Source organism: Pandoraea horticolens (assembly GCF_902459555.1).
Lineage (GTDB): Bacteria > Pseudomonadota > Gammaproteobacteria > Burkholderiales > Burkholderiaceae > Pandoraea > Pandoraea horticolens.
The window spans coordinates 94739-106128 of the sequence record NZ_CABPSM010000007.1 but is presented as its reverse complement, the minus strand read 5'-3'; the positions used below and the strand labels follow the sequence as shown (position 1 = coordinate 106128).

Sequence of the window (11390 nt, the reverse complement as noted above, 5' to 3'; positions counted from 1 at the left end):
CCTCACAGGTATTGTGCGATGGCGGCGCGCGTCGGCTCGTGATCGAGCAGCCCCGCCATCTTCAGGAATTTGCGAATGTTCACGATCATCGGATGCTGATTCGTGATCGGATACGCGCCCACCATGTCGTTGGCGATCTGGTCGCGCGTGGCGGCGGGAAGATCGAGCGTGCCGACGAGGCGCCGGTCGAATTCGAGTTGCAGCTCGTTGGTCAGATATTCGCGCAGGAAGAAAGGCAGGCCGCGACCGAGTTCGATGCGTGCCGTCTCGTCGATCTCGCGCCAATACAGCTTGACAAGATTGATCCAGAACACCGAGTGCCGGCCTTCGTCGGCGAGGTGATCGGCCATCACCCCTTTCACCGAGCGCTTGAGCGTGGTGTCGCGCGAGAACGCTGCGACTTCTGCCGTGACAGTGTTTTCCGAGATCGCAACGCCAAGCAGTTCCATGCCTGCCGCATATTGCGGCGGTACGTATTCCATCGCACGAGGGATGGCGCGCGAGAGTTCGATCTCACGGTTCTGCTCGATGGGGCCGATACCTGTGCTGCGCTCGACCTGATCGAGATAGTCCATCGCCACGTAGGCGTGGTAGTTCTCGTCGATCACGACCGACATGGCGTCGCTGCGGCAGGCGAACGGAAATTCGAACGGAAAGCGCGATTTGGCGATGGCGAGCGCCGTGCGGTTGACGATTTCCGTCTCGAAGATGATGACGTCGTTGATGTACTTGTAGAAGCTCTGCAACAGGATGTAATCCTGTACTTCCCGGCCTGCGTCGACGACGGCCGGATGCGCGTAAAGCGGCTGGCGCTCGACAGGGTAGTAGCTCAGGTCGTCGTCTTCGACGATGCGGCGCGGGCGGGAACGAATGGTCGCGCGTTGCTCCCATTGATCAGCGTGGCTGACGTAACTGTGCAATGACATGGCGTTGCCTCGGGGTAATGTGCCGGGTAGATCGACGAGGGCGCCGCGAGAGGCGCCTGAAGCGGCGCCGTCAGGGGGCGCAGACATCGCGGGAAGCATGGCGGGAACTGCACGTGAGACGGTGCGGCCCGCCGGGCTTCAGGCGGCGACGGCTTCTTTCTGCGTTGCCACGATGTGTTCGTGAAGACCGTCCCAGAGGCGCAAGCGCTCGTCGATCGCACGCAGTCCGGCCTCCAGCGCTTCGGCAAGCAGGTGCTCGTCGTTGCGTGCGGACTCGGCAATCATCGCGCGCGCGGCCGGGCCGTGTTCGCCTGAGTCGACTTCGATGTGGCGATCGAGATAGAACGTGAGCAGCGGTACGCTTTTCGGATCGATTTTCCATCCGTCGAGCAGCGTGCGGAACATGTCGGGAATCACGTTCTCGCGGCCGTAGAAGAAGTTGCCGAGCACTTGATGCGTGGCGCCTTCATAGCAGGTGGCGAACGTCGAGTTGACGAAACGCACCACAGGCGGCGGGGCTTCGACAGCCACGAGTGCAGCGCTCACGCTATGGCCTTTGACGAGCAGGTCGATGAGCTTCTCGATCTGCCGGGTGTCGGCACCGACATCGCGCATGGCGGCGAGGTAAAGATCGAAATGGCTCATCGGGCCTTTCGGCGTCTCGTCGCATTCTTCTCCGAGAACGATCTCGTTGATCAGACGCGCGGCATGAATGTTGCGCGGCGCGATCCACGGCAGCGTGATGGTCGTCAGATCTGCCTGAAGCCGCTTGACGAGCGACATGAAGTCCCAGACAGCGAAGACGTGCCACTCCATAAACGTTTGCAGGCCCTGCATCGATTCGATGGAATGGAACACCGGGTGGTTTGCCAGCGTCGCGTGATGTTCGTTGATCTGCCGTTCGAGATGTTCGATCTTGTCCACGATATGCATCCTTGAGGTAGTGAAGTTAAGTTCAACCTTGGCGAAGGGAGTGCGGCGCGACTTGCTCGTCGTCGCCGGCAGATATCAGCAAATTCGGTGCCAACGTCTCGAATCGCAAGTATTCAGAGGATCGAGCGATGTCTGACGCGAATTCGCAGGAGGGAAGTGGCGTGACACCTGTACAACTTGTGGACAGGTGTGCGCGCGGGTGTCGCGGGAATTTGTCTGGCACCGATCGCTGCATTCGGCTTTGCACTGCCCAAGATCGCGTTGATCCCAGTGTTCACGGTATGACTGGGGATGGCGGACTCCTCGATGAGGTCACGTAGCAGAACGCAGATCTCGTAGAGTGGCCGGCGGCGGCCTCGCCATCGCTCGGCGAGCAAGCGATGCGGGCACGGGGCGCAATGTCAGTGTTTGCGGGTGCGATGGCGGTATTAGGAAAGCGCATCGTTGGGCCGTTGCAGCCCGCTCAGGTAGCGCGGCGCGAAGATGCGTTATCGTGGCGCTTCCCGAAATTCCGTTCCCGATGCGACAGATGACTCAGCGCCACAGCGATCCCGCGTTCTATGAACTTCTGGCGGATAGCCATGCCCGATTGTTGGGGCGTCCTCTGATACCGGAGGACGTGCCGGCTGCCGTCACGGCTCTCTGCCGAGGCGCCGAGCCGCGAGGAGCGGCAACAGTTTCTGGAGCGCGTGCAGCGTCAGGGCTATGAGACGGGCTACAAGGGCGTTCGCATCACCAAAACGGGCGAGCGCTTCATGATCGAGGAAGCCACGCTTTGGCAACTGTTCAGCGAGGACGGCAAGCTCCACGGTCAGGCCGCCGTCGTTCCCCGGACTCGCGATATCTGATGCTCAGGGCGCTACCGCCGCTCCCGAAATGCCATGTCGACGCAAGGCGTCGGCCACGAATCCCGACGCCTTCATGGCTTCGACGAAGGCTGCGAGAAACGCATCGGCCTGCGTGCCACGGCCGATCGCCAGCCCCATTGCCTGACGAATCACCATGAAGCGCTCACCCAGGAGCCGGTAGCCGGCCGTGCCGGCAATTTCGGCCTCAAGCTGCTGCTTCACGCCCGCTGCGACTTCGTAATCGCCGTCGAGGAACGTCTTCACGACGGCAGGCGACGTCGGTGCCCGCACGATCTCCGCGTGTTGCAATTCGCGTGTGAGGAAAAGGTCGTACGCACTGCCTTTGCCGACCACGACACGCGTGCCGGTCTGGTCGACGTCTGCGTTGGTTTTCACCGCTGACGCTTCCGGCACCAGGTAATAGCCTTCAATCAGCACATACGGCGCCGTGAAGGTAATGGTCGCCGCGCGTCGCGGGTCTACGGCGAAAAAACCGACATCGGCGTCGCCGGCCGACACGACGTCGACCGATTTCCCCGCGGCATCGACCGTGATGAGTTCGAGCGGCACCCCTAGCCGCTGCGCCAGCACTGTCGCCAGATCGACCGAGATGCCGCAGGGTTTGGACTGTGCATCCAGCCCGGCGAGGATGGGGTTACCCAAATTGATACAGGCACGCAGTACGCCAGTCGGCGCGATGGCGGCAACGAGAGAAGGATCGAGTGTCATGGTAATGAGGATCGGTCGTGTCGTGCCGCAGTGCGGCGGGGTGGGGTAAGTCAGGACTCAGGATCGGGGCAATAGGGGCAATCTTGCCGATGGCATTGCGTGCGACGTATTGAGGTGTACCGATCGCTCGGCAGATGACAGCGTCAGCTCACCGACTCGATCGTGATTTCGGGGTGCTTACGGAATTCCGCGAGCGCGTCGTCGTCGATGCGCGCTTCGGTGACGAGCGTCCAGGCGCGCTCCAGCGGTGTCCAATGCTGCTGGCTCGCCCGGTCGAGTTTATTGGCCGTGACCAGCACGTACACGCTGGCCGACTGACGGATGATGCACTCCTTGAGCCAGGCCTGTTCGGCCGAGGCTTCGCACAGGCCGCGGCCGGCAACGACACCATCCGCACCCAGGAACGCCTTGTCGACGGACACCCGCGAGAGCGCCAGTTGCGCCAACGGCCCGAGCACGCTCATGCTCGACGGCCGTACATCCCCCCCGATCAGCGTCACGGGGACCTTGTTGGCCGCCAGTGCGCCTACGGCCAGCAGGTTGTTGGTCACGACGTGCACCCCCTCGCGTCCCGCAAGAAACCGCGCCATGGCTTCGGTCGTGGTGCCGCCATCGAGAAAGATCGTGTCGCCGTCGTCGACGTGAGCCACGGCGGCACGCGCGATGACGTCTTTCTGCTCGCGAAAGCTCTCGCGCCGCAACTCCAGCGATTCCTCGGGTTCATGCATGCGCACGGGCGCGGCTGCGCCACCGTACGTGCGCACGATGCGGCGCTCGTCGGCCAGCGCGCGCAAATCGCGGCGCACCGTGGCTTCCGACATGCCGAAATGCGCACACAGCGCGGCAACATCGGTCATGCCCGACAGAACGGCTTTGAAAATCGCCTCGCGGCGGTTCGCAACTTTCATGGATGGATTGAAGCTGAGCAGAACGAATCGTGGATTCGCGGGCGGACAGCGTGTTCGCCGCGCGGCGCGCATAGTGTAGCTCGCTGCGTATGAAAATCGTCCGATGCGTCGCAAAGTGATCGATTGGCGTCAGCCCGATCATTGTGGGACTTTGAAAGTGATCGGTTCAATCATTTTGCCCAGAACCAAAACCCTCTGTCAGCGGCCATTCGCCCGATTTTTGGCGGGGGCAAACCCTTAGTCACAAAATTTGCACATTTTTCTGGCAGCGATTAGACTTAAGTTTGATTGAAACGATCAAAATAATGATCGATTAATCAAAATTAATACCAGTCGGGAGACAACAATGGCTCAAATTCATATCAAGCGTGCCATCGAGCGCGTGCCGGGCGGGATGATGATCGTTCCCTTGCTGATCGGTTCGTTGATTGCGACGTTCATGCCGGGGATGCCGAAGTTTTTCGGCTCGTTTACCAATGCGCTGTTTACGGGCGCGTTGCCGATTCTTGCGGTGTTCTACGTCTGCATGGGCGCGAGCATCGACGTCAAGGCGACGCCGTACCTGATCAAAAAGGGTGGCGCACTGTTCGGCGCCAAGGTGGGCGCGGCCATCGTCGTCGGGGTGGTGCTCGGACACTTCCTGGGTGAAGCCCCGGTGACGTCGGGCGTGTTCGCCGGCATTTCCACGCTGGCCGTGGTGGCGGCGATGAACGATACCAACGGCGGTCTGTACATGGCGTTGATGGGGCAGTACGGCCGTTCGGAAGACGTGGGCGCGTACACGATCATGTCGCTGGAGTCGGGCCCGTTCCTGACGATGGTCACGCTCGGGGTCGCAGGTCTGTCTGCGTTCCCGTGGCCGACGCTGGTGGGCAGCATTCTGCCGCTGGCGGTGGGCATGCTGCTGGGTAATCTCGACCGCGAAATGCGCGATTTTCTGGGCCGCGCGGTGCCGGTGACGATTCCGTTCTTCGCGCTGGCGCTGGGTGCGGGCCTCGATCTGCACAAGGTGTGGCAGGCCGGTCTGCTGGGCATTCTGCTCGGTTTCGCCGTTGTCGTGGTGACCGGCATTCCGCTGTACATCGTCGACCGTCTGACGGGTGGCACGGGCGTGGCCGGCACGGCTGCCGCTAACACGGCGGGCAACGCGGCGGCGGTGCCTGCGCTGATCGCGGCTGCCAACCCGGTCTACGAGGAAGCGGCCAAGAGCGCAACGCTGCTGGTGGCCGCCTGTGTGGTGGTGACCGCCATCGTCTCTCCGATTCTGACGGCGGCCGTTGCCAAGCGTGTGATGGCGCGCGGGGCAGGGGTGGCGGCCAAGGGGGCGGTGCAGTGAGCATGCTGATTGTCGCCGACGACTTGTCTGGCGCCGCCGACTGCGCGATCGGCTTCACCAATGCCGGCTGGCGCAGTGTTGTGTCGCTCGACGTCGACGGCTTCCATGCGGCGGCGCAGGTGGTGGCGATCGATACGGACACGCGCCGTCTCGCCCCCGCCGACGCCGCCGCGCGTGCGGTTGCGGCGTGGCAGCGGCATGCCGCAACCGGACGTCGTCTGTACAAGAAGATCGACTCCACGTTGCGCGGCAACTGGGTTGCTGAAGTCGCGGCATTGCAGCCGCTTGCGGGACTTGCCATCGTGGCACCCGCGTTTCCGGCCACGGGCCGTACCGTGCAGAACGGGGAAGTCTTCGTGCGTGGCGTTCCGCTCGCCGCGACGGACACGTGGCGGCTGGAGCATGACGCGCAGGAGGCGCGCCTCGCGCCGATGCTCGCTGCCGCCGGCATGAAGACGCAGATCGTGACGGTCGATGTGCTGCGCGGCGATTTCGCGACGGTAGGTGCGGCGCTGAACGACGTCATCGCACAGGCGCGCGCCGATGCCGTCACGGCTTTGATTGTGGATGCACAGACGGACGACGATCTCGCCATGTTGGCGCGTGCCAGTGTCGCGTTGACGGACATCTTCTGGGTCGGATCAGGCGGTCTCGCGCGTGAGCTGGCCGAACTGCCGGCATTGTTTGCATCGCCGGCACATTCGGACGACACGCGGCACAATGCGCACGCGACGATCGAAGACCGTGCGGATGGGCGCGTGCTGACGCTGGTGGGCAGTTTGTCTGCGGTGTCGCAGCAACAATGTGTGCGGTTGTGTGAAGACAATGCCGTCGTCGAATGGATCGTGCCGCCTGCGGTGTTGCGTGCCGGCCCGGCGCATCCCGACAGCGCGGTCTGGCGTGCGCGCATTGGCGATGCCTTCGAGAACGGCACCGACCTGCTGGTGCGAATCGGCCGCGACGACGCGTTCGATCCCGGCGAGGGCGCGCAGTTGTCGGCCGCGTTGGCCACATTGATCGCACCGCATTTCGCGCGGCTATCGGGCCTCATCGTGACAGGCGGCGAAACGGCGCGCGCGGTGTTGAGCGCGGTGGGCGTCGGGGCGCTGGAGTTGCTCTCGGAAGTCGAGCCGGGCGTTGCGGTGGGTCGGCCCGCCAACGGTGCGCCGGTGCGTATCGTCACCAAGGCGGGTGCGTTCGGTGGCGAAGCGGCGCTGCATAGTGCCTACCGGCATCTGCGCGCTGCGGCAAAGACTTGCGACACCCAATGAGGTAGCGCGAACGCGTTGCAGGACAACAGGACATCGATCCGGAACACGAAACCCGTTCCGGGCATTACCCCAACGAAACGGATATCAACGCAAACGCCATGAATCAATATCTCCCTGTCATTGGCATCACCATGGGTGATGCGGCTGGCGTCGGCCCGGAAATCGTCGTCAAGAGTCTGGCGCACGATACTGTCTATCAACAGTGCCGTCCCGTGGTGATCGGCGACGCGCGACGTCTCGAGCAGGCCATCGCCATCGTCAAAAAGCCGTTGAGCGTGCGACGTATCCAGACAGTCTCGCAAGCGACGTTCACGCCGGGCGTGATCGAGTGCATCGACCTCGATCTGATCCCCGAAGACCTGCCGTTCGGCGAACTGTCCGCCATCGCAGGCGACGCGGCGTATCAGTACATTGCGCACGCGGCGAAGCTCGCCGAGGCCGGCGAAATCGATGCCATTTGCACTGCACCGCTGAACAAGGAAGCCCTGCACGCCGGGGGCCACAAGTTCCCCGGCCACACCGAGATGCTCGCTCACCTGACCGGTGTCGACGAAGTGTCGATGATGCTCGTCGCGCCGCAACTGCGCGTGATTCACGTCACGACTCACATTGGCATCATCGACGCGATTCGCAAGATCGAGCCGGGTCTGGTGCAGCGCACGATCGAACGCGGCCACGCGACGCTGGTCAAGGCGGGCATCGCCAATCCGCGCATCGCCGTGTGCGGCATCAACCCGCATGCAGGCGAGAACGGCCTGTTCGGCTACGGGGAAGAGGAAGAGAAGATTGTGCCGGCAGTGGAACTGTTGCGCGAGCGCGGCTGGGATATCGAAGGACCGTTGCCGGCCGACACGCTGTTCTTCCGCGCCGGGCGCGGCGACTTCGATCTCGTGGTCGCCATGTACCACGACCAGGGGCATGGGCCGGTGAAGGTGCTGGGCCTCGAAGCGGGGGTGAACGTCACCGTCGGCCTGCAAGTGGTGCGCACATCAGTCGATCACGGCACCGCGTTCGATATCGCAGGCAAGGGCATCGCCGACGAAGGCAGTCTGCTCGAAGCGCTGCGTCAAGGGGCCGAACTGGCCACGCGTCGCACGTAAGCGTGGCCGACGGCAACATCGCACAACTGGCTTGAAGGGTGCGAGTTGCCGTCAGTCCGATCAACTGCCGCGCAATGCCGCCACCTGACGCTTCCACAGCGTCCAAGGACGCTCGATCACCCCCAGGTTCGTGGCGTTCGAGCGTTTGCCTTCTTCGGGGTCGAGGTACGTCACCTCGCCGCCGAGCGCAATGGCCTTGGATTGCATTCCCGCATTTAGCTCCGTGTAGATGGCACGGTACACAGCGGCGGGCAGTGACGGGGCCGTCGCCACGAAGCCGTGTCCGCGCATGAGTGCGACGTCGGCATCGCTCAACGACTCTGCCAGCGCTTTACCCTGTTCGCCGTTGCGCACGAGCATGTCGGTACAGCCGAAGCAATGTCTGATGTCGAACACCGGTGCGCCGCTGCCGAGAAAGCCCGCCATGTGATAGACCGGGCGCAGACGCACGGACGACGATGCAAACGGAATCACCGACGGCGAGTGGCTGTGCACGATGGCCGCCACGTCCGCGCGCGCACGATAGATCTCGCTGTGAATCCACGTCTCCAGATAGCGTTTGCGTGTGTCGCCGTCGACCGGTTGGCAATCGAAGTCGAGCGTGAGAATGTCGTCCGGCGTCACCAGTTCGGGCGCCATCGATTGTGCGATCAGGAAATGGTCGGGGTTGCGCGGGTCGCGAACGCTGACGTGGCCGAAGCCATCGAGCACTTCGTGATGCGCGAGGATGTGGTTCGCCGCAGCGAGGTCTTCGAGCAATTGCGCCATCGACTGGGCATCGTGTTCGGTGAGCGCCGGGGCGTAGGGGGGAGCAGCTTGGATCATGATCGTGACAAGTAGAAAATCCAAAGAGGAAGGCCGAAGCGCGGCGTAGGCAGCGAGCGGGGTCACACCCGCACGGCGGCCGCCATCTCCGGAGGAAACAACTCCTCGGCCTGCATCGGCCGATGGCAGACGCCTTGCTCGAAGGCGAAACGCAGGAAGGCGTTGAGTGTGACGCGGTTGGGCGCAACCCCATAGGGCCACGGATCGCTGCCGAACATTTCGCGCGCCTGCGTGGCACGTTGACTCATCCACGGCAGCGGGAAGTGCGAGCAGGTGATGTCGTCGAGGCGAGCGATGCTGGCGTCTTTCGCCTGCGTGAACGCCTTGAGTAAATTGCCCGCGATCCAGCGATGTGAGGTAAAGACCTCGCGCCGCATGACGATCAGATGCATGATCGGGAAGATGCCGGTGCGCACGAAGTAGGCGCGTTCGGCGGCCTCGAAGTCAGTCAGCAGGCGGACGATTTCCCGCTCGCGGCCTGGCGGCGGCGCGGGCGGACGGGCGCTGAGAATCGCGTCGATGCCGCCATCGAGCAGCATGGCCGTGAGCGAGGTCTCGGGGGACGGGCGACAACGCACGCCGTCCGGTACCCGCACGGCGACCTTCTCGCGACGCCCCGCCTGATTGACGCCGCCCTGCACCCATTCGACATCCGCCAGCGCAACGCCCTGATCGTGCGCAAGCCATCCGCGCGAGTAGACCGATGCCGTTTGCGCCCACTCCGGCACGCCGATCCGCTTGCCGCGCAGATCGGCGGGCGAGCTCACGCTGCCGTCACCGCGCACATAGAGCGACGACAACCGGAACGCGCGTGAGGGGAAGACGGGCAAGCCGATCAGCCGATCGTCGCCTTGCGAGCGCAGCGACGCATACTTGGCGAGCGACATCTCCGAGAGATCCCATTCCTGAAAGTGCGTCGTGCGATAAAAGATCTCTTCGACTGGCAGCAACGATGGCACGAGATCGATCCCTTGCGCGGCGGCCCGGCCGTCGAGCAGGTCGCGCACATGGTCGTAATCGTTGACGGCGAGCGAGAGAGTGAGCTTGGACATGACGCGTTCCGGTGCGCAGAGGCGGGCGCTGGGCGAGCACCGAACCGGCGCCCGCACGGCCGCAGATCATCAGTGACCGAAGGCCGGGGCCTTGGGCAGGTTTTCAGGGCGGGCGACGAAGAACACCAGCGCCGCTGCCGTGACGAGCGCGGCGCCCAGCACGACGAACATCACGCCTGCGCCCCCCGTGGCTTGTTGCAGCACCCCAGCGATGGCTGGGCCGCACATCGCCCCGACGCGCGCGATGCCGAGGTAAAGGCCGACAGCAGTGCTGCGAATCTCGGTCGGGTAGCTCACGGCCACGAGGTTGTTGAGTACCGTCTGCGTGCCGATCACGAACATGCCGGCGACCACGATGCCCGCAAATGTCACCGTGCCGCCGGCGGCCGTCGCAAGCACGGCGATGGCCGCCGCGCCGCACAGCCAGGCGAGCGACATGGCCAGACGGCGATTGCCGATGCGGTCGGCCACCACGCCGCAGATCAGGCTGCCAAACGCCGAGGCGAACACCAGCAGCGAGCCGTAGGCGAAACTTGTCGACAGGTTTTCGCCGCGTTTGAGCATGATCGTCGGCAACCAGCCCGACAGACCATAGGACGAGAACAGCGATAGTGCCCCCATCGCCCAGAAGCAGATCGTCTGACGGCGGAATTTGCCGGAGAAGAGCGCCGCGACCGAGCCGGCTTTGACGCCCGCGTCGGGAGACGTGAACGTCGCGTGATCGAACGCTGCGGCGCGCGTCGGCCACAGGCGCTTGAGTTGCGCACGCACCGCTTCTTGTCGGCCCCGGCTCGCCAGAAACGACACTGACTCTGGTAGCGCGAACTGCAACGCGAGCGCCAGCACGACGGACAAACTCCCCACGTAGTACATGCTCTGCCAGCCGTGCTGCGGAATCAGCCAGGCGGCAATGAAGCCGGAGGCCGTCGCACCACCGATCCAGCCGCAGGTGAAGAAAACGATGGTGAAAACGTTCGCGCTGCGCTTGGGGGCGATCTCGTTGATGTAGGTGACGGCGACCGGCATCAGCAGACCCAGCGAAATCCCCATCACGAAGCGAAGCGCGATGAAGGTGCGCAGATCGTGCGTGAACAGGGCGATGGCCAGGCTCATCAACCCCGAGAGCCAGATGCCGGTGAGCAGCACACGACGCCGTCCGACGCGATCGCTGAATAACCCCGAGACGGCTGAACCAGCGGCGAAGCCCGCGAGTCCGCATGACAACAGCACGCCAATCTGGCTCGGCGACAAGTGCCACAGCGCAGTCACGTCGTGGACGATATAAGCCGCGTTATAGAGGTCGAAGCCGTCGAACAGCAGGATCAGCGCGAGCAGCGTGCCCAGCCAGTAATGAAACGCCCCGAGCGGGGCAGATTGCAGTGCGTCGCGAACGTCGATGCGTTCGGACTGCCGCGACGGGGTGTCTTGAGTCATGCCTTGTCTCCGAATGGGGCGACCTGTC

General features: G+C 63.7%; 11 protein-coding genes. 4 read left to right on the top strand and 7 right to left on the bottom strand.

All coding sequences use genetic code 11. The features are described from left to right. Positions 1-2: 2 nt before the first annotated feature. Entirely contained in the window at positions 3-926 is a 924-nt protein-coding gene (locus tag PHO31112_RS13415; protein WP_150620960.1) for a diiron oxygenase, read from the bottom strand. 138 nt (positions 927-1064) lie between these two features. Beyond that, positions 1065-1850, bottom strand: coding sequence for a DUF3050 domain-containing protein (locus PHO31112_RS13410; RefSeq protein ID WP_150620959.1), 786 nt, complete (start codon positions 1848-1850; stop codon positions 1065-1067). 635 nt (positions 1851-2485) lie between these two features. On the opposite strand from PHO31112_RS13410, the gene PHO31112_RS13405 reads away from it, so the two are divergent. After that, positions 2486-2707 carry an MEKHLA domain-containing protein gene (locus PHO31112_RS13405; RefSeq protein ID WP_425495192.1) on the top strand — a complete coding sequence of 74 codons (222 nt, stop codon included), beginning with the start codon at positions 2486-2488 and terminating at the stop codon, positions 2705-2707. 3 nt (positions 2708-2710) lie between these two features. On the opposite strand, the gene PHO31112_RS13400 is transcribed toward PHO31112_RS13405, so the two are convergent. After that, positions 2711-3436, bottom strand: a complete 726-nt coding sequence (locus PHO31112_RS13400) for an ABC transporter substrate-binding protein (protein WP_150620958.1) — start codon at positions 3434-3436, stop codon at positions 2711-2713. A gap of 143 nt (positions 3437-3579) precedes the next feature. Further along, positions 3580-4344: a DeoR/GlpR family DNA-binding transcription regulator gene (locus PHO31112_RS13395; protein WP_150620957.1), complete on the bottom strand. Its 765-nt coding sequence runs from the start codon at positions 4342-4344 to the stop codon at positions 3580-3582. A gap of 346 nt (positions 4345-4690) precedes the next feature. Between PHO31112_RS13395 and PHO31112_RS13390 the strand changes: the two genes are divergently transcribed. From PHO31112_RS13390 to pdxA, 3 genes are all read left to right on the top strand, one after another. Continuing rightward, complete coding sequence (locus PHO31112_RS13390) at positions 4691-5680, top strand: 2-keto-3-deoxygluconate permease (protein WP_150620956.1); 990 nt, start codon at positions 4691-4693, stop codon at positions 5678-5680. After that, complete coding sequence (locus PHO31112_RS13385; RefSeq protein ID WP_150620955.1) at positions 5677-6951, top strand: four-carbon acid sugar kinase family protein; 1275 nt, start codon at positions 5677-5679, stop codon at positions 6949-6951. Before PHO31112_RS13390 ends, PHO31112_RS13385 begins: the two co-directional genes overlap by 4 nt. A 98-nt stretch (positions 6952-7049) precedes the next feature. Continuing rightward, a complete protein-coding gene (gene pdxA / locus PHO31112_RS13380; RefSeq protein WP_150620954.1) occupies positions 7050-8051 on the top strand; it encodes a 4-hydroxythreonine-4-phosphate dehydrogenase PdxA in 1002 nt (333 codons plus the stop codon). Between the two features lie 60 nt (positions 8052-8111). On the opposite strand, the gene PHO31112_RS13375 is transcribed toward pdxA, so the two are convergent. The 3 genes from PHO31112_RS13375 to PHO31112_RS13365 form a co-directional block, all read right to left on the bottom strand. Continuing rightward, positions 8112-8876: a class II aldolase/adducin family protein gene (locus PHO31112_RS13375; RefSeq protein WP_425495188.1), complete on the bottom strand. Its 765-nt coding sequence runs from the start codon at positions 8874-8876 to the stop codon at positions 8112-8114. Positions 8877-8938: 62 nt separating this feature from the next. Next, on the bottom strand, positions 8939-9928 hold the full coding sequence (locus PHO31112_RS13370) for a substrate-binding domain-containing protein (RefSeq protein WP_150620953.1): 990 nt from the start codon (positions 9926-9928) through the stop codon (positions 8939-8941). Between the two features lie 69 nt (positions 9929-9997). Beyond that, entirely contained in the window at positions 9998-11362 is a 1365-nt protein-coding gene (locus PHO31112_RS13365) for an MFS transporter (RefSeq protein WP_150620952.1), read from the bottom strand. Between the last annotated feature and the right edge of the window lie 28 nt (positions 11363-11390).

Excerpts from the sequence above, each read along its gene's own strand:
- PHO31112_RS13390 (WP_150620956.1), top strand. The coding sequence starts at position 4,691 with ATGGCTCAAATTCATATCAAGCGTGCCATCGAGCGCGTGCCGGGCGGG.
- pdxA (WP_150620954.1), top strand. The coding sequence starts at position 7,050 with ATGAATCAATATCTCCCTGTCATTGGCATCACCATGGGTGATGCGGCT.
- PHO31112_RS13415 (WP_150620960.1), bottom strand. The coding sequence starts at position 926 with ATGTCATTGCACAGTTACGTCAGCCACGCTGATCAATGGGAGCAACGC.
- PHO31112_RS13375 (WP_425495188.1), bottom strand. The coding sequence starts at position 8,876 with ATGATCCAAGCTGCTCCCCCCTACGCCCCGGCGCTCACCGAACACGAT.
- PHO31112_RS13365 (WP_150620952.1), bottom strand. The coding sequence starts at position 11,362 with ATGACTCAAGACACCCCGTCGCGGCAGTCCGAACGCATCGACGTTCGC.
- PHO31112_RS13395 (WP_150620957.1), bottom strand. The coding sequence starts at position 4,344 with ATGAAAGTTGCGAACCGCCGCGAGGCGATTTTCAAAGCCGTTCTGTCG.
- PHO31112_RS13370 (WP_150620953.1), bottom strand. The coding sequence starts at position 9,928 with ATGTCCAAGCTCACTCTCTCGCTCGCCGTCAACGATTACGACCATGTG.
- PHO31112_RS13400 (WP_150620958.1), bottom strand. The coding sequence starts at position 3,436 with ATGACACTCGATCCTTCTCTCGTTGCCGCCATCGCGCCGACTGGCGTA.